The following is a 26667-nucleotide window of genomic DNA, read 5'->3' as shown; positions in this document are numbered from 1 at the left end:
CGTCAATTGTCGTGATTTCCGCGAAACAAATCCCGACGGGCCGGCAAGATCCGTCAAGAATTAACAAATCTTGACTCGTCAATTCTGACATTTGCACACAATATGCCGGCTACTAATCCCAAACTTGACTCGCGAATAATCCCTATGTCTTCGTTTCTGCTTAAGACCTCGGTTTCCGCCCTGGCGTTGGCATTCGTTCCTGTCACCTTTGCCCAGCCCGCCGCGGCGGATTCCAGCACTGCGGCGCCCGCCCCGGGCGTCACGACGTTGAACCAGATTGTTGAACAGACCCTGCTCAGCAACCCCGAAATCCAGGCGAAATACCACGATTTCCAGGCGTCGCTGGAAGGCCAGGCAGTGGCGCGCGGCGCGTTCTTCCCGCAAGTCAATGCATTGGGCTATGTCGGCCGCGAATACCGCAACAACGTCCCCGGCGTCGGCTCGCAGAACTGGAACCGCCCGGGCTACAACTTCGAACTGCGCCAGCTGATTTTCGACGGCTTCCGCACCAGCAACGACGTCAAGCAGGCCGGGTTCGACAAGCTGGCGCGCTTCTATGACGTGCTGGCCACCAGCGACAGCACCGCCCTGGCCGCCGTGCAGGCCTACATCGACCTGCAGCGCTACCGCGACATGGAACTGCTGGCCCGCCAGAATTACTCTCTGCACGAGGAAACCCTCAAGCAGATCGGCCAGCGCACGGAATCCGGCGTGGGCCGGCGCGTCGACCTGGAACAGGCCGGCGGCCGCCTGGCGCTGGCCCAGACCAACCTGATGACCGAAACCACCAACCTGCTGGACGTGCAGCAGCGCTTCCAGCGCGTGACCGGCGCCCTGCCGCCCGAGTCGATGCAGCCGGTGCCGGACATCTCCGACAAGCTGCCGACCAAGCCCGGCAACTTCAACGAGTCGCTGCGCCGCAACCCCAGCTTCCTGTCCAAGCAGGCCGCCCTGCAGGCGGCGGAAGCGGGCGTGGCCTCCTCCAAGGGCGCGTTCTCGCCCAAGTTCGAATTCGTCGCCGCCACCGGCCGCGACCAGAACGACCCGACGCCGGAAAACCGCAACATCCGCAGCTCCAGCGTCCAGGTGGTCATGAACTACAACCTGTACCGCGGCGGCGCCGATTCGGCCCGGGTGCGCCAGACGGCAGCCCAATCCTACGCGGCCCGCGACGTGCGCGACTACACCTGCCGCAACGTCCAGCAGGACCTGGCCGTGGCCTGGAACAACATCACCAGCCTGCAGGAAAAGCTGCCCTTCCTGCGCGACCACGAAATGGCCACGGCCAAGGTGCGCGATGCCTATCGCCAGCAGTTCCAGATTGGCCAACGCACCCTGCTCGACCTGCTCAACACCGAAAACGAACTGTTCGAATCGCGCCGCGCGCTGACCAACGCGGTCTATGACCTGAGGCTGGCCCAGTATCGCTGGCTGGCGCTTTCGCATAAGCTGCTGCCGGCGCTGACGCTGCAGCCCGCGCGCAACGAAATGCCCGAGGAAAACGGCAAGCTGGTGGTGTCCGACGATGTCATCCGCCTGTGCAATTCCACGGTGCCCGATTCGGCGCGGCTGACGCCAGTGCGTGTGCAATACAACGAAGGCACCCTGCCGCCCACGCTGGTGCCGCTGAACGCGCCCGCCGCCCAGGCCCGTCCCTGACGAGGCGCGCGCAAGGAGGCCATATGGCTACAGAGGACAACGACTTTTCACGGTTGGATGCGGACTTCGTCCGCGTGTTGGAAGACTTGATCGACGCCTTGATCGCCAATGGCACCTTGCGCATGACGGACCTGCCGATACAGGCCCAGCAAAAACTCACCCAGCGCAAGCAACAGCGCGCGCGACTCTCGGAGCATCTGGACCTGCTGGATGACGATGATGGACAAGTTATCTGACGCCGCCGCCCGGGAATGGCGCGCCGACGCGCGCGCCGCGCATGACGACCCGCTGCTGGACTGCCTGGTCGAGATCACCCGGCTGCACGGCGTGGCGGCCACCGCGCAGGCGCTGTCCGCCGGCCTGCCGCTGGAGTCGCATCGCCTGACCCCGGCCCTGCTGCCGCGAGCGGCGGCGCGCGCGCAGTTGTCGGCGCGCGTGGTCAAGCGCCCGCTGGACGGCCTGCCGTCGGACCTGTTGCCGGCCATCCTGCTGCTGAATGGCGAGCGGGCCTGCCTGCTGCTCAAGAGGGATGGCGACAAGTGCGTGATCAGCCATCCCGAGCTGGGCGGCAGCGCGGTCGAGATGAGCGCGGCCGAGCTGGACGCGCAATACACCGGCCTGGTCTGTTTCGTGCGGCCGCAGTTCCGCTTCGACGCGCGCGCGCCGGAAGTGGCCAAGGTGCGCGAACGCCACTGGTTCTGGGCCGCCATCATGGAAAACCGGCGCCTGTACCGCGACGCGCTCATCGCCGCGCTGCTGATCAACATCTTCGCGATGGCGATGCCGCTGTTCACCATGAACGTGTATGACCGCGTGGTGCCCAACAACGCCGTCGAGACGCTCTGGGTGCTGGCGCTGGGCATCACCCTGGTGGTGATCTTCAACATGATCCTGAGCACGGCGCGCTCGCACGTGGTCGACAGCGCCAGCAAGCGGGTCGACGTGCGCCTGTCGGCGCAGATCATGGAACGGGTGCTGGACCTGCGCATGGAAGGCCGCCCGGTGTCGGTCGGCTCGTTCGCCGCCAACCTGCGCTCGTTCGAATCGATCCGCGACTTCATCGCCTCGGCCACCATCACCACGCTGGTGGACCTGCCCTTCATCCTGCTGTTCCTGGCCGCGCTGGCCTGGATCTCGCCATGGATGGTGCTGCCACCGGTGGTGGCGATCGTGCTGATCCTGGTGGTGTCGCTGGCCGCGCAGGCGCGCATGGAAGCGCTGACGATGGCTTCTTTCCAGGCTTCGTCGCAGCGCAATGCCACCCTGGTCGAGGCCCTTACGGGGCTGGAAGCGGTCAAGACCCTCAACGCCCAGGGCGCGATCCAGCGCAACTGGGAGCGTTCCACCGAGTTCATCGCGCAGACGGGCGGCAAGCTCAAGCTGATCTCGTCGTCCACCGTGGGCTTCGTGCAGGCGGTGCAGCAGCTGGTGTCGATCGCGGTCGTGATCATCGGCGTGTACCTGGCGCAGGATTCGGCCCTATCGATGGGCGGCATCATCGCCGCCTCGATGATCGCCGGCCGCTGCCTGGCCCCGCTGGGCCAGGTGGCCGGCCTGCTGATGCAATACCAGAATGCCCGCACCTCGCTGGGTTCGATCGACAACTACATGAAGCTGCCGATCGAACGCCCGGCCGAGGCCGAGTTCCTGCACCGCCCGGTGTTCCACGGCGGCCTGGAATTCCGCGACGTCAGCTTCACCTACCCGGGCAGCACCCAGCCGGTGCTCAAGAAGGTGTCCTTCAAGCTCAAGCCGGGCGAAAAGGTCGGCATCATCGGCCGCATCGGCTCAGGCAAGACCACGCTGGAAAAGCTTGCCTTGGCGCTGTTCCAGCCGACCGAGGGCGCGGTCCTGCTGGACGGCGTGGACGTGCGCCAGATCGACCCGGCCGACGTGCGCCGCGCCATCGGCCACGTGCCGCAGGACCCGCTGCTGTTCTACGGCAGCCTCAAGCACAACCTGGCGATGGGCGCGCCCTACGCCGACGACGCCAGCATCCTGGCGGCGGCCAACATGGCCGGCGTGACCGAGTTCGCCAACCTGCACCCGAACGGCTTCGACATGCTCATCGGCGAGCGCGGCGAGTCGCTGTCGGGCGGCCAGCGCCAGTCGGTGGCGGTGGCGCGGGCGCTGATCAACGATCCGCCCATCCTGCTGCTGGACGAACCCAGCAGCAACATGGATCACCAGAGCGAGGCCCAGCTGCGCCGCCGCCTGGGCGAAGCCAGCGCCAACAAGACCATCCTGCTGGTGACGCACCGCACCGCCCTGCTGGAACTGGTCGATCGCCTGATCGTCATCGATAACGGCCACATCGTGGCCGATGGCCCCAAGGAACAGGTCGTCGAAGCCCTGCGCCAGGGGCGCGTCGGACGCGGAAGCTGAGAGCCGCATGGACAACACCACCGCCATCCCGAAACCCGCCCTTGCCCGGCCCGGCCTGCTCAAGCGGCTGTGGCTGCGCATACGCGGCGTCTTCATTTACTTCTTCGACCGCCTGCTCGACGGCGCCGAGAAAGGCAAACCCAAGGCGCGCACCGACTACGTCGGCAACGCCGAATGGGTCATCCACGAATCGCAGGCGCGCGGCGCCCGTGTGCTGCTGTGGACCAGCCTGCTGGCCGTCTTCCTGCTGCTGCTGTGGGCGGCCTTCGGCTATATCGACGAAGTCGTGCGCGGCGAAGGCAAGGTCGTGCCCTCGCGCCAGGTACAGATCATCCAGAGCCTGGACGGCGGCATCGTCGAGGAAATCCTGGTCAAGCCCGGCCAGGAGGTCGAGGCTGGCCAGATCCTGCTGAAGATCGATTCCACCCGCTTCGCCTCGTCGCTGGGCGAAAACAATGCCGAATACCTGTCGCTGCTGGCCAAGTCGGCGCGCCTGAAGGCGCTGGCCACGGGCGAACCCTTCGTCGCGCCCGAAGAAGTGCTGAAGCAGGCGCCCGGCCTGGCCGAAATGGAGCGCAACGCCTGGCAGGCCCGCACCACCGAACTGAACGCCACCGTCAACGTCGCCCGCGAACAGCTCAAGCAGCGCCAGGAAGAACTGCGCGAGACCATCGCCAAGCGCGACCAGGCGTCGGCCAGCTGCGGCCTGACCTCGCGCGAATTGCAGGTGACCCGGCCGCTGCTCAAGAGCGGCGCGGTGTCCGAGGTCGACCTGCTGCGCCTGCAACGCGACGTGGCCCGCTACTGCGGCGAACAGAAAGGCGCCGAGGCCCAGATCGACCGCATCCAGGCCTCCATCAAGGAAGCCCAGAGCAAGCTCGAGGAATCCGAGCTGAACATCCGCAACCAGGCCCGCAACGAGTTGTCCGAGACCAACACCAAGCTGTCGACCCTGCGCGAGGGCAAGCTGGCCCTGGCCGACCGCGTCAAGCTGGCCGAAGTGCGCGCCCCGGTGCGCGGCACGGTCAAGACGCTGTTCAACAACACCGTGGGCGGCGTGGTCCAGCCGGGCAAGGACATCATCGAGATCGTGCCCAAGGACGACACCCTGCTGCTGGAGGTGCGCATCCTGCCGCGCGACATCGGCTTTTTGCACCCCGACCAGAAGGCGGAGGTCAAGTTCACCGCCTACGACTTCGCCATCTATGGCGGTCTGGAAGGCAAGGTCGAGCAGATCGGCGCCGACACCGTGACCGACGAGAAAGGCAATTCCTATTACGTGGTGCGGGTCCGCACGGACCGCAGCACGGTGGGCGACAAGAACCTGCCCATCATCCCCGGGATGGTGGCCGAGGTCCACGTCCTGACCGGCAAGCGCACCGTGTTGCAGTACCTGCTCAAGCCGGTGCTGCGCGCGAAGGCCAACGCCTTTACCGAGCGTTAGAGGAGAGCGAGAAGGCTTTATGAAATCCGTTCCCGTCTTGTTGATTACGCACGACGACCTGTTGTGGCAGCACTGGCGCGCCCTGGATCCGGCGCGCTGGCTGGCGGCCCGCGGGCGCGGCCTGGCGGACCTGCAGCGCTGGCGCGAGCAGGGCCGCGCCCTGGCGGTGGTGGACACCGACCTGCCGCGACTGCCGTCCTGGCAGGACCCCGCCTGGAATGCCCAGCTCGCCGGGCTGCAGGTGGTGGTGGCCAGCGCCAGTCCCAACGACGAACAGGGCTCCCAGGCGCTGGGCGCCGGCGCTTTGGGGTATTGCCACAGCTACGCCCCGGCGCCCGCCCTGGCGCAGGCGCTGGAGGTAGTCGCCTCCGGCGGCATCTGGATGGGTCGTTCGTTGGTGACGCGCCTGCTGCGGCTGGTCACGGAGCGCGCGCAGGACAGCCGGTCCTGGGACAACGGCACCCTGACCGAGCGTGAAACCACCGTGGCGCGCTACGCCGCCAGCGGCCAGTCCAACGCCCAGATCGCCGACGCGCTCGGCATCACCGAGCGCACCGTCAAGGCCCACCTGTCGGCGGTCTTCGAAAAACTCGAGGTGACCGACCGCCTGCAACTGGCGCTGCGGGTGCACGGCATCTCGGCGCCGGCCGATACGCGCAGCAAAATCCCCTCGTGAACCTGTCCTCGAGGACAATACCGCCGCGCGGCGGCCCCCTCTAGTATCTAGGCCATCTTGGATAACTCCCTGAAACGGAACCAACATGGCCAACTCCTCCCCCGCTGTCGTCAACGAAATCACCGGTCGCGCGTGGATACGCAATAGCGACGGGTCCCTGACCGAGCTGCACCAAGGCAGCAAGGTGCCCGCCGGCAGCGACATCGTCACGGCATCGGGCGCCACGGTGGCGCTGCAGGTGGAAAATGGCATGCCGATCGTGATCGGCGAAGGCCGGGCGGTGGCGGTCACCGAGGACATGGCCGGCCCGCTGGCCGACCCGACCGAAGCGGCCGTGGCCGCGCCCAAGGGCACCGACTCCGACCGCCTGCTGGCGGCCTTGCAAGCGGGCCAGGATCCGTTCGACGTGCTGGATCCGACCGCCGCCACCCTGACCGGCGGCAGCGGCGACGACGGCGGCGGCAGCTTCGTGCGCCTGGCCCGTATCCTGGAAACCACCAGCCCGCTGGACCTGGCCTACCCCAATCCGGGCCGTGGCGCCGACACGATCGACCGCGCCTCCAGCGGCGCCGGTGGTGACGGCGGCGCCGCGGGCGACAACAACAACGCGCCCCTGGCCATCAATGACGTTGCCCGCACCGATGAAAAGAGCGCCGTGCGCGGCAACCTGCTGATCAACGACAGCGATCCCGACGGCGATCCGTTGAGCCTGGTCTCGATCAACGGCCGCCCCATGACGCCGAATGGCGTCGCTGTCACCGGCTCCAACGGCGGCACCTTCATCGTGCAGCCGGACGGCAGCTATGTGTTCGTGCCTGGCACCAGCTTCCAGCACCTGCCGGAGGGCCAGACCACGACCACCACGATTTCCTACGTGGTCACCGACCCCAGCGGCGCGACCTCCACCGCCACCGTGGAAGTGACCGTGGTCGGCGTCAATGACCCGGCCCAGATCACCGCCGCCAAGCCGGGCGACGACGCCGGCACGGTCAAGGAAGACGAAGTCTCCACCGCGAATGGCAAGCTCAATGTCGTCGACGCGGACGATGGCCAGTCGTTCTTCGTGGCCGTGGCCGACCGCGCGGGTGTGCACGGCACGTTCTCCATCGACGCCAACGGCAACTGGGTCTACAACCTGAACCAGGCCGACCCGCGCGTGCAGGCGCTGGCCGTGGGCGAGAAGCTGACCGAGACCTTCACCGTCACCACCGCCGACGGCACCACCGGCACGGTCACCATCACCATCAATGGCACCAACGACGCCCCGACCATCAGCGGCGAAGCGGCCGGCGACGTCAAGGAAGACGGCGCGCAGGAGGTCTCGGGCCAATTGGCCAAGCAGGACGTCGACACCAGCGACACCCATACCTGGTCCGTCAACGATGGCGGCAAGGGCCAGTACGGCACCCTGACCGTCGACCAGAACGGCAAGTGGACGTACGTGCTGGACAACAACAGCGACAAGGTCCAGGCGCTGGCCGAGGGCCAGAAGGTCACCGATACCATCACGGTGACCGTCGACGACGGCCACGGCGGCAAGGCCACCCAGGTCATCACGGTCACGGTCACGGGCACCAACGACGCCCCGACCATCAGCGGCACCACGGTCGGCGAGATCCGCGAAGACGACACCAGCGACACCGTGTCCGGCCAGCTGACCCAGCACGACGTCGATACCAACGACACCCATACCTGGACCGTCAACGATGGCGGCAAGGGCCAGTACGGCTCGTTCACGGTCGACGGCAGCGGCAAGTGGACCTACACGCTGGACAACGGCAGCGACAAGGTCCAGGCCCTGAAGGAAGGCGAAACGGTCACCGACACCATCACGGTCACGGTCGATGACGGCCATGGCGGCAAGGCGACTGAAACCATCACCGTCACCATCACCGGCACCAACGACGCTGCCGTCATCACCCCCAGCAAGGACGGCGATGACCAAGGCAACGTCAAGGAAGACGGCAACCTCGTCACCGGCGGCAAGCTGGACGTGACCGACAAGGACGCGGGCGAAGCCACCTTCAACCCGCAGACCGACGCCAAGGGCGAGCACGGCAAGTTCTCCATCGACGCCAACGGCAACTGGAAGTACGAACTCGACAACGACGATCCCAAGGTCCAGGCCCTGGCCGTGGGCGAGAAGCTGGTCGAGACCTTCACCGTCACCACCGCCGATGGCACCAAGAGCACCATCACCGTCACCATCGACGGCACCAACGATGATCCGAAGCTGAGCGGCAAGACCGACGGCGCCGTGGCCGAGGACGGCACCACCAGCGCCACCGGCAAGCTGGACGTCGCCGACGTCGACACTTCCGACACGCACACCTGGACCGTCAGCAACAACGGCGACGGCCAATATGGCAAGTTCACCGTCGATGCCAATGGCAACTGGAAGTACGAGCTGGACAACACCAGCGACAAGGTCCAAGCCCTGAAGGATGGCCAGAAGGTCACCGACACCATCACCGTGACTGTCGACGACGGCCATGGCGGCACCGCCACCAAGACCATCACCGTCGACATCACCGGCACCAACGACGCTGCCGTCATCACCCCCAGCAAGGATGGCGATGACCAAGGCAACGTCAAGGAAGACGGCAACCTCGTCACCGGCGGCAAGCTGGACGTGACCGACAAGGACGCGGGCGAAGCCACGTTCAACCCGCAGACCGACGCCAAGGGCGAGCACGGCAAGTTCTCCATCGACGCCAACGGCAACTGGAAGTACGAACTCGACAACGACGATCCCAAGGTCCAGGCCCTGGCCGTGGGCGAGAAGCTGGTCGAAACCTTCACCGTCACCACCGCCGATGGCACCAAGAGCACCATCACCGTCACCATCGACGGCACCAACGATGATCCGAAGCTGAGCGGCAAGACCGACGGCGCCGTGGCCGAGGACGGCACCACCAGCGCCACCGGCAAGCTGGACGTCGCCGACGTCGACACTTCCGACACGCACACCTGGACCGTCAGCAACAACGGCGACGGCCAATACGGCAAGTTCACCGTCGATGCCAATGGCAACTGGAAGTACGAGCTGGACAACACCAGCGACAAGGTCCAGGCCCTCAAGGATGGCCAGAAGGTCACCGACACCATCACCGTGACTGTCGACGACGGCCATGGCGGCAAGGCGACTGAAACCATCACCGTCACCATCACCGGCACCAATGACACGGCCGTCATCACCCCGAGCAAGCCGGGCGACGATGCCGGCAACGTCAAGGAAGACGGCAACCTCGTCACCGGCGGCAAGCTGGACGTGACCGACAAGGACGCGGGCGAAGCCACCTTCAACCCGCAGACCGACGCCAAGGGCGAGCACGGCAAGTTCTCCATCGACGCCAACGGCAACTGGAAGTACGAACTCGACAACGACGATCCCAAGGTCCAGGCCCTGGCCGTGGGCGAAAAGCTGGTCGAAACCTTCACCGTCACCACCGCCGATGGCACCAAGAGCACCATCACCGTCACCATCGACGGCACCAACGATGATCCGAAGCTGAGCGGCAAGACCGACGGCGCCGTGGCCGAGGACGGCGCCACCAGCGCCACCGGCAAGCTGGACGTCACCGACGTCGACACTTCCGACACGCACACCTGGACCGTCAGCAATAACGGCGACGGCCAATACGGCAAGTTCACCGTCGATGCCAATGGCTACTGGAAGTACGAGCTGGACAACACCAGCGACAAGGTCCAGGCCCTCAAGGATGGCCAGAAGGTCACCGACACCATCACCGTGACCGTCGACGACGGCCATGGCGGCACCGCCACCAAGACCATCACCGTCGACATCACCGGCACCAACGACGCTGCCGTCATCACCCCCAGCAAGCCGGGCGACGACAAGGGCACCGTCCAGGAAGACACCACCCTGACCGCCAACGGCAAGCTGGACATCGTCGACAAGGACGCCGGCGAAGCCACGTTCAAGCCGCAGACCGACTTCCAGGGCCAGTACGGCACGTTCTCGATCGATGCCAACGGCAATTGGAGCTTCAAGCTCGACAACGACGCCAAGGCCATCCAGCAGTTGGGCGCCAAGGAGCACCTGACCGAGACCTTCACGGTCACCAGCGCCGACGGCACCACGGGCCAGGTCGTCATCACCATCAACGGCACCAACGACGCGCCGACCATCACGGGCGCGGCCACCGGCGACGTCACGGAAGACGGCGCCAAGGCAGTGTCGGGCCAGTTGACCCAGCACGACGTCGACGTCAACGACAAGCACACCTGGTCGCTGGACAACGACGGCAAGGGCCAGTACGGTTCGTTCACGCTCGACCAGAACGGCAAGTGGACCTACACGCTGGACAACGACAGCGCCAAGGTGCAGGCCCTGGCCGAAGGCCAGAAGGCCACCGAAACCATCACCGTGACCGTCGACGACGGCAACGGCGGCAAGGCCACCCAGGTCATTACCGTGACGGTCACCGGCACCAACGACGCCCCGACCATCACCGGCACGTCCACTGGCCAGATCCAGGAAGGCAGCAACCAGGACGTGAGCGGTCAGCTGACCAAGCACGACGTCGACACCAACGACACGCACACCTGGTCGCTGAACAATGACGGCAAGGGCCAGTATGGTTCGTTCACGCTTGACCAGAACGGCAAGTGGACCTACAAGCTCGACAACGCCAATCCGGACGTCAAGGCGCTCAAGGATGGCGAACACCTGACCGACACCATCACCGTGACCGTCGACGACGGCCATGGCGGCAAGGCCACCCAGGTCATCACCATCACCGTCGATGGCACCAGCGACGGCGCCGTGATCACCCCGAGCAAGCCGGGCGACGACAAGGGCACGGTCCAGGAAGACACCACCCTGACCGCCAGCGGCAAGCTCGACGTCGTCGATCCGGATGCCGGCGAGGCCGTATTCCGTCCGCAGACCGACTTCCAGGGCCAGTACGGCACGTTCTCCATCGATGCCAACGGCAATTGGAGCTTCAAGCTCGACAACGACGCCAAGGCCATCCAGCAACTGGGCGCCAAGGACCATCTGACCGAGACCTTCACCGTCGTGACCGCCGACGGCACCACCGGCCAGGTCACCATTACCATCAACGGCACCAACGACACCCCGACCATCTCGGGCGTGGCCACGGGCGCGGTCAAGGAAGACGCGACCGACACTACCGTGTCCGGCCAGTTGGCCAAGCAGGACGTCGATGCCACCGACAAGCACACCTGGTCCGTCAACAATGAAGGCAAGGGCCAATACGGCACCTTCACCGTCGACCAGAACGGCAAGTGGACCTATGTGCTCGACAATGACAGCGCCAAGGTTCAGGCGCTGACCGAAGGCCAGAAGGTCACCGACACCATCACCGTGACCGTCGACGACGGCAACGGCGGCACGGCGACCCAGGTCATCACCGTCGACATCACCGGCACCAACGATGCCGCCGTCATCACCCCGAGCAAGCCGGGCGACGACAAGGGCACCGTCCAGGAAGACACCACCCTGACCGCCAACGGCAAGCTGGACATCGTCGACAAGGACGCCGGCCAGGCTTCGTTCAAGCCGCAGACCGACTTCCAGGGCCAGTACGGCAAGTTCTCGATCGACGCCAATGGCAACTGGAGCTTCAAGCTCGACAACGACGCCAAGGCCATCCAGCAGCTGGGCGCCAAGGAGCACCTGACCGAGACCTTCACGGTCACCAGCGCCGACGGCACCACCGGCAAGGTGGTCATCACCATCAACGGCACCAACGACGCCCCGACGATCAGCGGCACGGCCACCGGCGCCGTCAAGGAAGATGGCACCCAGACGGTGACTGGCCAGTTGGCCAAGGCAGACGTCGACGTCAACGACAAGCACACCTGGTCGCTGAACAACGACGGCAAGGGCCAGTACGGCACCTTCACGCTCGACCAGAGCGGCAAGTGGACCTATGTGCTGGACAACAACAGCGCCAAGGTCCAGGCCCTGGCCGAAGGCCAGAAGGCCACTGACTCCATCACGGTGACCGTGGACGACGGCAACGGCGGCAAGGCCACGCAGGTCATCACCATCGACATCACCGGCACCAACGACGCCCCGACCATCGGCGGCACCGCCACCGGCGCCGTCAAGGAAGACGGCACACTGGTCACCACCGGCCAACTGACCACGACCGATGTCGACACCAACGACACGCACACCTGGTCCGTCAACAACGAGGGCAAGGGCCAGTACGGCACCTTTACCGTCGATCAGAACGGCAAGTGGACCTATACGCTGGACAACGCCAGCACCAAGGTCCAGGCCCTGAAGGAAGGCGAAACCGTGACCGACACCATCAAGGTCACGGTGGACGATGGCCATGGCGGCACGGCGGTCAAGGACATCACCATTACCGTCACCGGCACCAACGACATCGCCAAGATCACCGGCCAGTCCACCGGCGCCGTGATCGAGGACAAGACGCTGGTCACCACCGGCAAGCTGACGGTCTCGGACGCCGACGCCGGCCAGAGCGCGCTGATCGCCCAGACCAACGTGGCGGGCAAGTACGGCACGTTCTCGATCGACGCCAACGGCAACTGGACCTACACGCTGAACAACAGCCTGAAGGTGGTCCAGGATCTGCGGCCGGGCGCCGTGCTGAAGGAAACCTTCGAGGTCGTCTCGGCCGATGGCACCGGCAAGCAGCAGATCACGGTCGACGTGATCGGCACCAACGACGCGCCGGTGGCCGCCGACAACGCCACCAGCGTCGATGCCGGCAGCAGCCACACCTTCACCGCCGCCGAGTTCAACTTCAATGACGGCGCCGAGGGCAACCAGCTCGACAGCGTCATCATCACGCGCCTGCCGACGGACGGCACCCTGACGCTCAACGGCCAGGCAGTCTCGGTCAATACCGTGGTTTCGGCCGCGGACATCGCCGCGGGCAAACTGGTCTACACGCCTTCGGCCTCGGGCCAGGACACCTCGTTCGGCTTCCAGGTGCGCGACGATGGCGGCACCGCCAACGGCGGCAAGGACACGTCGGGCGACTACAACTTTGCCATCAAGACCAACAACATGATTACGGGGGAAAACACGGGCAGCGGCACCGGCACCAATCCGCCAATCAGCGGCGGCAGCGGTGACGACATCATCGTCGGCGACAAGGGAGGCACGGTCACCAATGTGGAACCGGGCAAGAACTACAACATCGCGCTGGTGGTGGACACCTCCGGCAGCATGAAGTGGGGCCTGGATGGTGCCCGGGATGCCTCTTACGAGCAATCGCGCATGAAGCTGGTCAAGGATGCGCTGATCAACCTGGCAACGCAACTGAGCAAGCATGATGGCGTGGTCAACGTTGCGTTGATCGGCTTTTCCACGGCGGCCGGGGAACCGCTGACCATCTCCGGACTCACTCCGGCCAAGCTGACCACCCTGTTGAATGCGATCAACGCCCTGTACGCCGATGGCGGCACCAACTATGAATCCGCTTTCAACACCGCAGTACAGTGGTTCAACGGCCAGAACAGCCAGGGCAGTTCGACGGCCGCCGGGTTCGAGAACCTGACATTCTTCCTGACCGATGGCAACCCGACCTACTACATGACCACCGACTGGTGGGGCAATCCGACGGTCGGGGGCAGTGGCAGCAGCACCGACAAGACGACGGTGCAGGAGTCCCTGGCCGGCTTTGGCCCGCTTGCGGACGTCAGCAAGGTGCACGGCATTGGCATCGGCCCGGAAATCAACAAGGACCTGCTGCAACTGTTCGACAATACCGGCGGAAGCGGCGCGACGTCCTATGCCGGTATCGGTTCCGGCAGCAGCGCCACGCTGGCCGACTTCAACAGCAATTCCACGTCCAGCAGCAACTGGAACAATCTGAACATCTGGAGCCGTAGCAACGATGGCAGCGGCAGTTCCATCGGCCGCAGTGGCAATACGCTGCAACTCGTCGACGTCAATGGCGGCGGCCATACGGTGGCGGGCAGCCCGACGTTCACCACGTCCAGCTACGTGAAGTTCTCGTTCGGCGTCAGCACGATCAACTTCGCGACGGGCGACTCGTTCTCGTGGTCCATGCAGCGCTGGGATGGCAGCAAGTGGGTCACCGTGGACAGCGGCAAATACACCGCCGCCCTCTCCGGCTCGCAAACTATCACCACTGGACTGTTCCCGCCGGGTTCGTACCGCCTGGTCTACGACCTCTCCGACAATACGGACAACGGCCAAAGCGCCACAGTCCGCATTGACAACATTGTCCAGACCTCGTTCACCTCGTCCAACGTGGTGAGCTCGAACGGCGGCGACGTCGACATCGTGCTCAAGCCAGGCGACCTCGACGCCGCCTTGCAGGGCGGCAAGGTCAACACGGACCCGGCACCGGTCGGCAACGACATCATCAATGGCGGCGCGGGGCATGACATCATATTCGGCGATACGATCAACACCGATCACCTCACCTGGGGCGATGTCGCGGCGGGCACGCACGACGGGCAAGGCATGAAGGCGCTGGTGGACTACCTGACCTTCAACCTTGGCCGTCCGGCGACCAGCACCGACGTCTACTCGTACCTGAAGGACCACCACGCCGACTTCAACCTGGCCGACGACCCGCGCGGCGGCGATGACACGATCCACGGCGGCACCGGCGACGACATCATCTACGGCCAGGGCGGCAACGATACCCTGTACGGCGACGATGGCAACGACATCATCTATGGTGGCGCCGGCGACGACAAGCTGTACGGCGGCGAAGGCAACGACGTGCTGCATGGCGGCTCGGGCAACGACACGCTGGAAGGCGGCAACGGCAACGACCTGCTGATCGGCGGCAAGGGCGACGACACGCTGATCGGCGGCGCCGGCAGCGATACCTTCAAGTGGGAACTGGGCGACCAGGGCACGACCGCCAAGCCGGCCGTCGACACCATCAAGGACTTCTCGCTGGACAAGCCCGCCGATGGCGGCGACGTCCTGGACCTGAAGGACCTGCTGGTCGGCGAAAAGGATGGCACCCTGACGCAATACCTGAACTTCCACAAGGAAGGCAACAACACGGTCATCGACGTCAACACCCAGGGCAAGCTTGGCACCCAGGGCGCGGACCAGAAGATCGTGCTGGAGAACGTCGACCTGACGCAGGGCGGCCAGCTGAACAACCAGGCCATCATCAATGACCTGTTGCAGAAGGGCAAACTGAACGTCGACCACAGCTAAGCAGCCGGCGGGCAGGGCCATTGCGCGGCCCTGCCCGTTCGGATGACAAGGTATGGCGACGCGGCGCGCAGGCGGCGCGGGGATTTTTTCCGGATATCCACTGGATCACCCGGAAAAATGTGAAAATCCGTTTCATGCGATCAACCCGCCGTTTCCGCGCCACGCTGAATCTGTGCCGACTGGTTTTGCTCTGCCTGGCTTGCGGCTGGGGCGGAAGTTCCGCCCTGGAGATCAACGCCGAGAAGCTGCAAAGCCTGTCGGCCAGCCGCTATGGCGCGCGCGGCGCAAAGGCGGTGACGAACTGGCTGCAATTGCTGCGCGGCGCGGCGCCGCCGCTGGAAAAGGACCGGCTGACGCTGGCCAACGATTTCTGGAACCGCGCACTGCTGTCCGGCGAGGACATCACGATCTGGGGCAAGGATGACTACTGGGCCACCCCGCTCGAATCGCTGGGCAAGGGCGCGGGCGATTGCGAAGACTATGTCATCGGCAAGTATTTCACCCTGCTGTCGATGGGCGTGCCGGCCAACAAACTGCGCTTCATCTATGTCCGCGCGCGCGTGGGCGGCCCGGCCAGCAGCAGCCAGATCGCCCACATGGTGCTGGGCTACTACGAAACACCCAATGCGGTACCGCTGGTGCTGGACAGCCTGGTCTCGACCATCCTGCCGGCGTCGCAACGGCGCGACCTGACGCCGGTCTTCAGCTTCAACGCCGATGGCGTCTACGTCGACGGCAAACCCGCCGCACCGGTTGACCGTCTCAGCCGCTGGCGCGATCTACTCCAACGCATGGAACGGGAAGGCATACGCCCCTGACGTCCGGAACCAAGACTATGTCCATACTTCGACAGCTACTGCTCAGCGTAACCCTCGCGATCGGCGTCATCCTGCTGGGCACCCTGGCGCTCAGCGTCAACGCCGCGCGCGAATACCTGTCCGGGCAATTGCAGGTGCAGGCCACCGACGCCGCCGTGTCGCTGGCACTGTCGCTGTCGCAGCCGGCCAACAATGACCCGGTGGTGCAGGAACTGCTGGTGTCGGCGCTGTACGACGGCGGCCATTTCTCGCTGGTGCGGCTGGCCGACCCGGAAGGCAAGGTCCTGATCGAACGCCAGTCGACCGCCACGGCGGCCTCGGTGCCGGCCTGGTTCCGCGCGCTGGCGCCGCTGGATGCGCGCTCGGCCTCGCACGCGGTCAGCGACGGCTGGCGCCAGATCGGCGAAGTGACGCTGGTGGCCAACGACGCCTACGCCTGGGAAGCCCTGTGGCGCAGCAGCCTGCGCATGATCGCGCTGGTGCTGGGAGCCGGCCTGATCTGGGCGCTGTTCGCCTTCGCGCTGGTGGGATGGATCAAGAACCGCTTGTTGCGCGAGGTCAGCGACCACGTCCGCAGCATCGGCCAGGACTCGCCGCCGCAGCAGATGGAAGCGCGCGTGCCCGAGCTGTCCGGCGTGGTCCAGGCGCTGAACCAGACCCGTGAACGGGTCTACGCCAGCGTCGAGGAACAGAACGCCAAGATCGAATCCCTGGAACTGGAACTGAACCAGGACCCCGTCACGCGCCTGCCGAATCGCAAGTATTTCGTCAACGAATTCCGCCGCGCGCTCGACGCCGGTCCCGCCGCCGGCCCGGCATCGGCCCGCACCGGCATCGACGGCGGCCACGTGCTGGTGTTCCGCCAGCGCGACCTGGCCGACCTGAACCGCCACATGCCGCGCGAATTCATCGACCAGTGGCTGCGCACCGCCTGCGAACGCATCCAGGCCTCGCTCAAGTCCCTGCACGTGGCCGATCCGCTGCTGGCGCGCCTGAACGGATCGGATTTCGCTTTGCTGCTGCCGGGCTGCGCCGCGCCGCAGGCCATGATGATCGCCGAGCAGTTGCGAGCCGACCTGCACGCCTCGCGCATCCCGGTGGGTGAAGGCCACCTGTGCCGCTGGGCCCAGGCCATGGCCGACTACAGCCGCGGCAACCAGGCCGGCCCGGTGCTGTCACGGCTCGATTTCGGCCTGATGCGGGCCGAGAGCGCCGGCAATGACCAGGTCGTGATCGCCGGCGCGGCGGATGCCCAGTCGCCGTCCGAGTCGGGCGAACGGGCCTGGAAGGATGCCATCCTGTCGGCCCTGGAAGCGCACCGTTTCGAGCTGGCCACCGAGCCGCTGTGCGACGCCAGCGGCGCGCCCATCCGCACGGAAGCCATGCTGATGTTGCGCATCGCCGCCGACCAGGCGCCGATCCCCGCCACGCTTTTCATTCCGCCCGCCGTGCGGCTGGACCTGGTTGCCGACTGCGACCTGGAGGCGGTCGCCCTGGGGCTGGACTGGCTCGCCAGTCACGATGGCGAGTTGACGTTGCGCGTCGCCCTGCCCTCGCTGCGCGGCCAGAAGTACTTCCGCCAGTTGGCCTTGTTGCTGACCGAACGCAAGGCGCTGGCGCGCCGCCTGTTTCTCGAAATCGACGCGCACGGGCTGGTCGAATGCCACGAACAGATCGCCACGCTGGCGCGGGTGGCGACCGAGTTCGGCGCGCATATCGGCGTGCGCCGCCTGGCGCAGCAGTTCGGCGCGGTGGCGCAACTGCACACCCTGCCCCTGTCCTATGTGAAGCTGGGCGGCGGTTTCGTCGGCGGCATGTCGCAAAGCCCGGGCAGCCAGCAATTGACTGCCTCGGTGCTGGAAACCGCCCGTAAACTGCGCATCGACGTCTACGCGGAAGACGTGCCGGACAGCGAAACGCGACGCATCCTGGCCGACCTGGGCATCCGCGTGATGCGCGGCCCCGGCGTCAAACTGCCGGCCTCGCCGGCAATGCACTAGTGTGCTGTCCCGCAGATACGCCCGCACGAAATCCACCCCTTGACGCCATGGCGTCGTTGCAAATCCTCGCGATACCTACGGGTAGCACTGCGGTTTGCGCCTAGCCCTGACGCCAAGGGATGAATTTCGTCATACGCACGCATCTACGGGACAGCACACTAGCGCGCCGCGCGCCCCTTCGATTGCTCGTACAGCGGCAGCACCTGCTGGGCCGCCCCTTGCAGGTCGGTGATGCGCGAGGCCGCCGACGGGTGGGTCGACAGGATCTCGGGCGGCGCGCTGCCATTGTCGGCGGCCCCCATCTTCTGCCATAACGTGACCGCCGCGCGCGGATCGAAGCCGGCGCGCGCCGCCAGCTCGACGCCCATGCGGTCGGCCTCGGTTTCATGCGTGCGGCTGTTGGGCAGCGTGAACATCACGTCGCTGAGCTTGCCGCCCAGGTCCGATGCGGCGCTCGAGCCGGTGGCGATGGACAGCACTTGCAGGCCCAGGTTGGTGGCCATCTGCTGCGACACGCGCTCGCGCGCATGTTCACGCAGCGCATGGGATATCTCGTGCCCCAGCACCGCCGCCAGTTCATCATCGGTGGGCTTGATCTTGTTGATCAGGCCGGTATAGACGGCGATCTTGCCGCCCGGCATGCACCAGGCATTGACCTCGTCGCTGGTCAGCACGTGCACTTCCCATTTCCAGGCGGACGCATCGGGGCGGAACACGCCGGTCTGCGCGATCAGGCGCTGCGAGATGGCGCGCACGCGCGCCACCTGCTGCGCATCGCGATCGAGCAGGTTCTTGGCCTGCGCCTGCTTGATGATGTCGGCGTACTGCTGGTTTGCTTCCTGCTCCAGCGCCTGCGACGGCACCATGCTCGACATGTACTGGGTGCGATTGACGCCGATGGCGCCCGACTGGGTGGTGTTCATCCCCGTGCAGCCCGCCAGGGTCGCCAGGGACAGCGCGGCCACCATGCGGCGCAACGGATAGCGGTCTAGGCTCATGCCAGCCTCCTACAAACGGTCAGGAACTCGGTAATGCGGCCGGTATCAGCCCGGCTCGCCGCACTGGCCGCGATGGCGCAGCGCGTGGTCGATCAGCACCAGGGCCAGCATGGCTTCGGCGATGGGCGTGGCGCGGATGCCGACACAGGGATCGTGACGACCCAGTGTCTGCACCATGACCGGTTCGTTGGCGCGGTTGACCGAGCGGCGCTCGACCCGGATGCTGGAAGTGGGCTTGATGGCCAGCGATACCGTCACCGGCTGGCCGGTCGAAATGCCGCCCAGCACGCCGCCGGCGTGGTTGGTCAGGAAACCGTCCGGCGTGATCTCGTCGCCGTGCTCGGAGCCGCGCTGCGCGATGCAATCAAAGCCGGCGCCGATCGAGACGCCCTTGACCGCGTTCAGGCCCATCATCACGTGGGCGATGTCGGCATCCAGGCGATCGTAGATGGGCTCGCCCCAGCCGGCGGGCAGGTTCTCGGCCACCACTTCGATGCGCGCGCCGACGGAATCGCCATCGCGGCGCAACTGGTCCATGTAGGCTTCCAGTTGGGGCACGACCTCGGCGTTGGGCGCGTAGAACGGGTTGTTCGGAACTTCGTCCCAGGATACGAAGGGAATCGCGATCGGGCCCAGCTGGCTCATGTAGCCGCGCACCTTCACGCCGTACTGCTCGGCCAGCCATTTCTTGGCCACGGCGCCCGCGGCCACCGTGGGCGCCGTCAGGCGCGCCGACGACCGGCCGCCGCCGCGCGGATCGCGCAGGCCGAACTTGCGCCAGTAGGCGTAGTCGGCGTGGCCCGGCCGGAAGGTGTCGGTGATGTTGGAGTAGTCCTTGCTGCGCGCATCGGTGTTGCGGATCAGCAGGCCGATGGGGGTGCCCGTGGTCAGGCCCTCGTACACGCCGGACAGGATCTCGACCTGGTCGGCTTCCTGGCGCTGGGTGACGTGGCGCGAGGTGCCGGGGCGGCGGCGGTCCAGTTCGAGCTGGATGTCGGCCGCCTCCAGGGGCATCCCGGGAGGGCAGCCATCGATGACGCAACCGATGGCCGGCCCGTGGGATTCGCCAAAATTCGTGACGGTGAACAGAGTACCGAGGGTATTGCCGGGCATAGGAAGTCAACAGGTGGGTTTGCAAGCAACCCCGATTATGACACCGCCGACGCCAAAGCCTGAATTTCCGCGGCCGGCGCCGGACGCCCCAGCAGGAAACCCTGCATCACGCGGCAGCCGAGCGATTTGAGGATCTCGCGCTGCCCCTCGGTCTCGACGCCTTCGGCCACGACCGGCAGGTGCATCGCCTGGCACAGCCCGAACAACGCCGACACCACTTCGCGGCTGCCGGCGTCGGACTCGAGCGCGGAGATGAAGCTGCGGTCGATCTTGACCCAGTCGATGGGCAGGTGGCGCAGATGGTTCAGGCTGGAATAGCCGCAGCCGAAGTCGTCCAGCGCCACGCCGATGCCCTTGGCACGCAGCGTGTTCAGGATCTTCACGTGCCGCTCGTAATGCAGGATGAAGATCGACTCGGTGATCTCCAGCACCAGCTTGCGCGGCGCCAGCTTGGTCGAGGCCAGCACGTCGGAAACCAGTTGCACCAGGCTGTCTTCGTTCATCTGCTTGACCGACAGATTGACGTGCACGCGCCAGGCGGGCGGCCACAGCGCCGCCTGCGAGCAGGCGCGCTCCAGGATCCATGCGCCCAGCGGCACGATCAGGCCGCTGCGCTCGGCCAGTTCGATCGTCACGGCGGGCGACACGCTGCCCAGTTCGGGGTGGTGCCAACGCAACAGGGCCTCGCAGCCCTGCACCACGCCGGTGCCGCTGTCACACACCGGCTGGTAGTACAACTCGAACTGGTCCATGGCCGCCGTGGTCAGCGCCAGCCGCAGGTCGTTCTCCAGCCCCTGCTGATCGCGCTGGCGCGCCAGCAGGCGGAAATCGAACATGTTCCAGCCCGGCCCGCCGCGCTCCTTGAGCGGCACCATCGCGACCTGCACGCAGCGTTGCAGCTCTTCCACACTGCGACCGTGGTCTGGATACAACGCCGCCCCCACGCGGAACACCGCGATCAGGGGCCGACCGCCCAGTTCATAGGGCACGGACAGGTCCTCGAGCAGCTTGGCCGACACCTGGGCGGCGCCCACTTCATCCACGTCGGGAATGCACACCGTGAATGCGTCGGTGCCGGTACGCGCCACCATCCCACCGAGCGCGCGCGTCAACAGACTGAGCCGGTCCGCCACCATCACCAACAGCGTCTGGTCCTCGCCCGCGCGCAGCATGGCGCTGATCTCGGCGTACTGGTCGAAGCTGACCAGGAAAAAGGCGCCGATGCCCCGAGAGCCGGCGCGGGCACGCGAAATACCCAGGGATTCGCGCTCATCCTGGGCCGAGCCGCGGGGTCCGAAAATGCCTCGGCCCGACTGCCTTTCGGCCTGGTTCAGCCAGGCGCGCGCGCGGCGCTGCAGCTCCTGCTGGCTCAGGACACCGGTCAATTCGTCACGCGTCAATCGTCCGCGCAGGACGCGTTCCCGGCGGACGAAGAACAAACATATCGCTGCAAGTGCGCCCGCGAGCGTCAGGCACAGTGCGAGCAGGTAACTCTCACGCACGGAGCCCCCTATCTAGAAACCCTTGGCGTTGTGGTCCGGAAAGAAACCCAAGGGCTGTAACATTTTTTAAATTATGCATTATTTTCGCAAAAAAACGCCACACTTCAGAAGCAACGCGCTCCCTTTCCTTCGATTCCTGCCCTGATCTGATTGCTCGCGAGGGGTCATGACGGTCCTTGGATAGCAGTCGCTGGCCGCTCCATTGCGCCATGCCGTGCCCTTACTACGACACCCCGGGCCGGAAAATTAATACGGCCTGTCTCAATAGTTGTCATCCGGGCAATTATCACGAGCGAAATAATTGCACAGGTTGTCTGATATCGCTGCTGACTTCGTAATATTCTGTATGTTTTGTGACATACGGAATTACAGCGTACACGGCGACACTGAGGTATTAGTAACGTGTGTCACGTTTCTTATCCAGCATTTTTCCCAATCGGGCACTTGCGTGGCCTGACGTTCCCCCCTTTCATTGGCAGGCCGGCATCGAACGGCACCGGCAACGGTGCAGGCCACGAAGGGAAGCCTTGATCCATGTCCACACTACGCCGGCTGATCCTCTGCACCGCCCTCCTGATTGCCCTCATCCTGCTCGGCACCCAGGCCCTGGGGATGCTGGCCGCCCATCGCTATCTGAACACCCAGCTGGCGCAGCAGGGTGAGGTCGGCGCGAACGCGCTGGCCTGGGCCCTGTCGCACGACGCGACCGGCGTCCAGGACAAGGCCAGACTGGCCGACGAATTTTTCACGGCCGGCGCCTACGCCCTCGTGCGGATCACGGGAGAAAACGGGGACACCCAAGTCGAGCGGCGCAAGCCCGCGCCCGACCGGCCGGACCTGGCGCGTGACTGGCGCAACGGCTGGCTGGCGATGGAAGCGCCAGCGGCCACCCGGCCCTATCAGGCGCCCGACGGCCGCCGGCTCGGCACGGTCACGGTCCAGGCCGACGCCCGGCTGGCGCGCGACACGCTGTGGCAGGGCGGCGTGCGGGTCATCGGCCTGACGTTGGCCGCGGCCGTCTTCTGGGTGCTGTTCGCCGCCAACCTGCTGCGCTGGATCGAAGCGCGCGCCGCCCGGGAGATCCACGACCGGGCACGCGCGCAGGCGTCGGATGGCGGCGCGCCCGGCCGCCCCGGCGAACTGACGGACCAGGCCCTGGTCGACGCGCAGCGCCAGGTCGCCGCGACGGTGCAGGAACAGAACGCACGAATCGAATCGCTGCAGAGCGAAATCCATCGGGACGCCGTCACCCGCCTGCCCAACCGCAAGTACTTCATCGACCATTTCCGCCAGGCCCTGGCGGACCCGGCGCCCGAAGCCGGCGGGCACATCCTGATGTTCCGGCAACGCGACCTGGCGCAGATCAATCGGCATTTGTCGCGCGCCTTCACCGACCAATGGCTGCGCTCCTCCTCCGACCGCTTGCGCAAGCTGGTCGACGGCGGCGGTGATGGCGACATGACGCTGGCGCGGATCAGCGGCTCGGACTTCGCCCTGCTGATGCCGCGCACCTCGGCGCCCCAGGCCGGCCTGCTGGCCGAGCGCGTGCGGCATGAACTGCGGTCGCTGCGCGTGCCGATGGACAAACACGGCTGGTGCCGCTGGGCCCTGGCGATGGCGGCCTTCACGCCCGGCGACAACATCAGCGACACCTTGGCGCGGCTGGATCATGCGCTGATGTGCGCGGAAAGCGCCGACGACGATCAGATCGCCCCGGCCAGCCAGGCCGCCGACAGTACGCGCATCGGCGAATACAGCTGGCACGACGCGCTGTCCACGGCGCTGGAGCAACACCGTTTCTCGCTGTCCGTGCAACCCTTGGCCGACGTGTCCGGCGCCCCGTTGCATTACGAGGCCAGCCTGACGCTGCACGATGCCGAAGGCGCGGACCCGGTGCCGGCCTCGATCTTCATGCCACCCGCGGTGCGATTGGGGCTGTCGGCGGAATGCGACATCCAGGCCATCCGCCTCGGGCTGGACTGGCTCTACACCCATGCCGACGCGCTTACCGTGCATGTCTCGCTGGCCTCGCTGGCGCAGGGCGCTTTCCTGTCGAGGCTGGAACGCATGCTGGCCGACCGGCCGGCCCAGGCGTCACGGCTGATCCTGGAAGTGGATGCCGCGGCGCTGGTGGAGCACGGCGCCGACATGCGCCAACTGTGCCAGATCGTCAGCCAGGGCGGCGGCCGTATCGGCCTGTCGCGCCTGTCGCAGCAGTTCGGCGCGATGGAACACCTGCACGAATATCCCTTGTCCTACGTGAAGCTCTGCGGCGGCTTCGTCACCGGCATCCTGCACAGCCCGGGCAGCCAGCACCTGGCGGCCACCGTCGTGGCCACCGCGGTATCCCTGCGGATGTCGGTATACGCCGAAGATGTGCCCGACGAAGCCACCCGCGCCATCCTGGAGCAAATCGGTGTCCGCGCGATTCGTGGCGCTGTCGTAAACTTCGCCCGCGCGCACGACCTCGCGCCTGACCAACAATGGGTTTCTAGTTGACGGAAGGATTGTTTCTTCGCACCCGCTGGCGGTCGCGCCAGCGCCGCGCGCCGCGCGCCCGTCCGGCCGGATCCGCCTGGCCGGAATGGCTGGGCGCCGTGCTTTTCTGGCCAGGCACCGCCCTGGCCGCCGGATCCGGCCATTCCCCTCCAGACCTGCAGATCGGCCTTGCCGCAGGCATCGCCGTGGCTTGCGCCGCGGCCTGCGCCGTCGCCTGGATTTATTCGCGCGCGGCGATCTTTGGCGCCGGCCTGGCATTCGCGCTGGTCGAAGGCATATTGCGCGCCCAGCCGGCGCTGTTTCCCGCCGGCGCATTGCAGGCAGGTTCGTACGCCGCGCTGCTGGCCCTGTCCATTCCCCTGATCTCGGGCCGCCCCGTCGCCTCGCGGCTGGCCGCGGCCTGCCACTGGACCTGCATCGCATTGACCGGCGTGGCAGCGCTGGCGCTGATCTTCGTCTATGACGGTGACGGCGGCATGGCGCCTGCGCTGATCGCCGGCGCGGGCGCCACCGCCAGCGCGGTACTGGCCCTGTGGTTCCTGGCCGCGGCGGCGCGATCCGGCCCGCAACGGGCCGCGACGGCGGCGCTGGGCCTGGCCTATCTGCTGTCGATCGCGATCCTGGCGCGCGACGCCGGATTCGTGCCCGGCGACGGCTCCCTGGTGTTGCCGCTGGCGCGGCTGCTGCTGGTGCTGGCCGCCCTGCTCCTGGCCGGGTTGGCCCAGCGCGGCACAGGCTCGGCCGCCCCCCACGGCAGGGCCGACGCCGACCAATTGGTACAGGGTGAACTGCGGCTGGTGGAAATGGCGAGCGCGCTGGACTCGCAGCGCCAGATGAACGCCCTGATCTCGCACGAACTGCGAGCGCCGCTGGCCACGATCAGCGCGGCCGCCCAGTCGCTCGACATGATCCTGTCCGGCAGCGGCGAAACCGTCGATAACCGCCTGGCCCGCATTCACCGGTCGGTGAGCCGGATGACCGAGCTGATGGAGCAACTGCTGAACCAGGACCGGCTCGGGGAACAGGCCTGGACGCCGCGCGGCGAACTGACCGACATGTCCGAGCTGGCCAGCGACGTCGTCATGGCCATGCAGCCCGACACCGCCCACGCGCTGCGCCTGCAGACGAGCGGCGATGCGTTGCCGGTGTACTGCGACCGCCCGTTGACCAGCGTGGTGGTCCGCAACCTGATCCACAATGCCGTCAAGTATTCGCCGGCCAGCGAACCGATCCGGATCGAAACCGGCCAGGTCGAGGTAAACGGCGCGCCGATGGCATGGGTAGCGGTGACCGACCGCGGCCCGGGCATCGGCCCGGATGAACAGGCGCGCATCTTCGAGCCGCGCTTTCGTCGCGCCGCGCATCGCGAGACCCAGGGGATGGGGATCGGCCTGTACCTGGCGCGGCGCATCTGCCAGAGCCAGGGCGGTTCACTGACGATGCAAAGCGAAGTGGGCGTAGGCACGCGTTTCGTGATTACGCTGCCCGCCCGGGCGCCCGCGCCGGGCGAGCGCGATCAGGCGGCGAATACGTAGCCCTGTCCGCGCACCGACAACACCGGCAGCTTCAGGCCCGCGCTCTGCGCCTTGGCGCGCAAGCGACTCACCAGCACATCGATACGGCGCAGTTCGAAGCCGCCCGGGCTGTCGGGCAGGAACAGCTCGGCCAATGCCTGGCGGCTGACCGCCGAACCCGCCGCATCCATCAAGGCCATGAGAAAAGTGCGCTCCTGGGCGCTCAGGTGCAGCGAGGCGCCGTCCGGCGCCACCAGGATCCAGCCGCCGTCCTGCAACGACCAGGAGGTGTCGGCGGCCGCGCGGGTTTCAGCATCGACCGGCCGTGGCGCCTTGGCCAGGCGCATGCGGCGCGCCAGGCTGCGGATGACCGAACTGAGTTCGAGCAGGTCGACCGGCTTGGTCATGTAGACATCGGCGCCGCCTTCCAGGCCGCGCACCCGGTCTTCGAGCGCGCTGCGGCCCGTCAGCATGACGATGCCGACGGGGCTGAGCGCCCGCAGGCGCGTCGCCACTGAAAAACCGTCCTCTCCGGGAAGATGGGCATCGAGAATGACGATATCGCAGGGTTGCTCCTGCAAACGGCGGTAAAACGCCGCGGCATTGTCACAGGCGAACGCCACACGGAAACCGTACCCGCCCAGGCCCAACGCCAACTCCTCCCGGAAGTCCGCATCATCCTCAAGCAGGCCGATACACAGCAAACCATCTGCGCCAGGCATATTCAGAGTGCTTTATATTGAAAATTGTCGACAAATGCCCCAGTGACAGGCATGCCATCCTGAGTGTCCCGCAGGCGACAATCTTACGACTTTTACAATGGAAACGAATGATTGCAGAGAAAAAAACTGCGATTTTTCGCCTCATTGCGCCAATTT

General features: G+C 66.2%; 14 protein-coding genes. 10 read left to right on the top strand and 4 right to left on the bottom strand.

The genetic code is table 11. The features are described from left to right. Positions 1–144: 144 nt before the first annotated feature. From AC6CR5_RS00925 to AC6CR5_RS00890, 8 genes are all read left to right on the top strand, one after another. Positions 145–1659, top strand: coding sequence for a TolC family outer membrane protein (locus AC6CR5_RS00925; protein WP_024068383.1), 1515 nt, complete (start codon positions 145–147; stop codon positions 1657–1659). Between the two features lie 23 nt (positions 1660–1682). Beyond that, the gene (locus AC6CR5_RS00920; RefSeq protein WP_006387947.1) at positions 1683–1895 is read left to right on the top strand and encodes a hypothetical protein; all 213 of its coding nucleotides are present in this window, start codon (positions 1683–1685) and stop codon (positions 1893–1895) included. Beyond that, the gene (locus AC6CR5_RS00915; protein ID WP_035201587.1) at positions 1879–4044 is read left to right on the top strand and encodes a type I secretion system permease/ATPase; all 2166 of its coding nucleotides are present in this window, start codon (positions 1879–1881) and stop codon (positions 4042–4044) included. Before AC6CR5_RS00920 ends, AC6CR5_RS00915 begins: the two co-directional genes overlap by 17 nt. A 7-nt stretch (positions 4045–4051) precedes the next feature. Then, positions 4052–5488 carry an HlyD family type I secretion periplasmic adaptor subunit gene (locus AC6CR5_RS00910; protein ID WP_006387945.1) on the top strand — a complete coding sequence of 479 codons (1437 nt, stop codon included), beginning with the start codon at positions 4052–4054 and terminating at the stop codon, positions 5486–5488. 19 nt (positions 5489–5507) lie between these two features. Next, positions 5508–6164, top strand: coding sequence for a helix-turn-helix transcriptional regulator (locus AC6CR5_RS00905; protein WP_238920994.1), 657 nt, complete (start codon positions 5508–5510; stop codon positions 6162–6164). An 85-nt stretch (positions 6165–6249) separates the two neighbouring features. Further along, positions 6250–15345: a retention module-containing protein gene (locus tag AC6CR5_RS00900; protein WP_498085202.1), complete on the top strand. Its 9096-nt coding sequence runs from the start codon at positions 6250–6252 to the stop codon at positions 15343–15345. A 134-nt stretch (positions 15346–15479) separates the two neighbouring features. Beyond that, the gene (locus AC6CR5_RS00895; RefSeq protein ID WP_085941773.1) at positions 15480–16163 is read left to right on the top strand and encodes a transglutaminase-like cysteine peptidase; all 684 of its coding nucleotides are present in this window, start codon (positions 15480–15482) and stop codon (positions 16161–16163) included. Between the two features lie 17 nt (positions 16164–16180). Then, a complete protein-coding gene (locus AC6CR5_RS00890; protein ID WP_006387938.1) occupies positions 16181–18163 on the top strand; it encodes a bifunctional diguanylate cyclase/phosphodiesterase in 1983 nt (660 codons plus the stop codon). Positions 18164–18321: 158 nt separating this feature from the next. Here the strand turns inward: AC6CR5_RS00890 and AC6CR5_RS00885 are convergent, their stop codons facing one another. The 3 genes from AC6CR5_RS00885 to AC6CR5_RS00875 are packed head-to-tail and all read right to left on the bottom strand — an operon-like array spanning position 18322 to position 21719. Continuing rightward, positions 18322–19161, bottom strand: coding sequence for a M48 family metallopeptidase (locus AC6CR5_RS00885; RefSeq protein ID WP_006387937.1), 840 nt, complete (start codon positions 19159–19161; stop codon positions 18322–18324). A 45-nt stretch (positions 19162–19206) separates the two neighbouring features. Continuing rightward, positions 19207–20274, bottom strand: a complete 1068-nt coding sequence (gene aroC, locus AC6CR5_RS00880) for a chorismate synthase (protein ID WP_054516577.1) — start codon at positions 20272–20274, stop codon at positions 19207–19209. A gap of 35 nt (positions 20275–20309) precedes the next feature. Continuing rightward, a complete protein-coding gene (locus tag AC6CR5_RS00875; protein WP_373563279.1) occupies positions 20310–21719 on the bottom strand; it encodes a putative bifunctional diguanylate cyclase/phosphodiesterase in 1410 nt (469 codons plus the stop codon). Between the two features lie 591 nt (positions 21720–22310). On the opposite strand from AC6CR5_RS00875, the gene AC6CR5_RS00870 reads away from it, so the two are divergent. Further along, on the top strand, positions 22311–24275 hold the full coding sequence (locus AC6CR5_RS00870) for a bifunctional diguanylate cyclase/phosphodiesterase (protein ID WP_498085201.1): 1965 nt from the start codon (positions 22311–22313) through the stop codon (positions 24273–24275). Positions 24276–24373: 98 nt separating this feature from the next. Beyond that, positions 24374–25810: a sensor histidine kinase gene (locus AC6CR5_RS00865; protein ID WP_498085200.1), complete on the top strand. Its 1437-nt coding sequence runs from the start codon at positions 24374–24376 to the stop codon at positions 25808–25810. Here the strand turns inward: AC6CR5_RS00865 and AC6CR5_RS00860 are convergent. Beyond that, positions 25792–26511: a response regulator transcription factor gene (locus AC6CR5_RS00860; RefSeq protein ID WP_024068372.1), complete on the bottom strand. Its 720-nt coding sequence runs from the start codon at positions 26509–26511 to the stop codon at positions 25792–25794. The genes AC6CR5_RS00865 and AC6CR5_RS00860 overlap by 19 nt on opposite strands. Positions 26512–26667 lie beyond the last annotated feature (156 nt).

The organism is Achromobacter sp. EG18, assembly GCF_059759395.1.
This window is presented reverse-complemented; position numbering and strand designations above follow the sequence as displayed.

Coding starts and splice junctions, on each gene's coding strand:
- AC6CR5_RS00890 (WP_006387938.1), top strand. CDS start 16,181: ATGTCCATACTTCGACAGCTACTGCTCAGCGTAACCCTCGCGATCGGC.
- AC6CR5_RS00915 (WP_035201587.1), top strand. CDS start 1,879: ATGGACAAGTTATCTGACGCCGCCGCCCGGGAATGGCGCGCCGACGCG.
- AC6CR5_RS00920 (WP_006387947.1), top strand. CDS start 1,683: ATGGCTACAGAGGACAACGACTTTTCACGGTTGGATGCGGACTTCGTC.
- AC6CR5_RS00900 (WP_498085202.1), top strand. CDS start 6,250: ATGGCCAACTCCTCCCCCGCTGTCGTCAACGAAATCACCGGTCGCGCG.
- AC6CR5_RS00860 (WP_024068372.1), bottom strand. CDS start 26,511: ATGCCTGGCGCAGATGGTTTGCTGTGTATCGGCCTGCTTGAGGATGAT.
- AC6CR5_RS00910 (WP_006387945.1), top strand. CDS start 4,052: ATGGACAACACCACCGCCATCCCGAAACCCGCCCTTGCCCGGCCCGGC.
- aroC (WP_054516577.1), bottom strand. CDS start 20,274: ATGCCCGGCAATACCCTCGGTACTCTGTTCACCGTCACGAATTTTGGC.
- AC6CR5_RS00925 (WP_024068383.1), top strand. CDS start 145: ATGTCTTCGTTTCTGCTTAAGACCTCGGTTTCCGCCCTGGCGTTGGCA.
- AC6CR5_RS00905 (WP_238920994.1), top strand. CDS start 5,508: ATGAAATCCGTTCCCGTCTTGTTGATTACGCACGACGACCTGTTGTGG.
- AC6CR5_RS00870 (WP_498085201.1), top strand. CDS start 22,311: ATGTCCACACTACGCCGGCTGATCCTCTGCACCGCCCTCCTGATTGCC.
- AC6CR5_RS00895 (WP_085941773.1), top strand. CDS start 15,480: ATGCGATCAACCCGCCGTTTCCGCGCCACGCTGAATCTGTGCCGACTG.
- AC6CR5_RS00885 (WP_006387937.1), bottom strand. CDS start 19,161: ATGAGCCTAGACCGCTATCCGTTGCGCCGCATGGTGGCCGCGCTGTCC.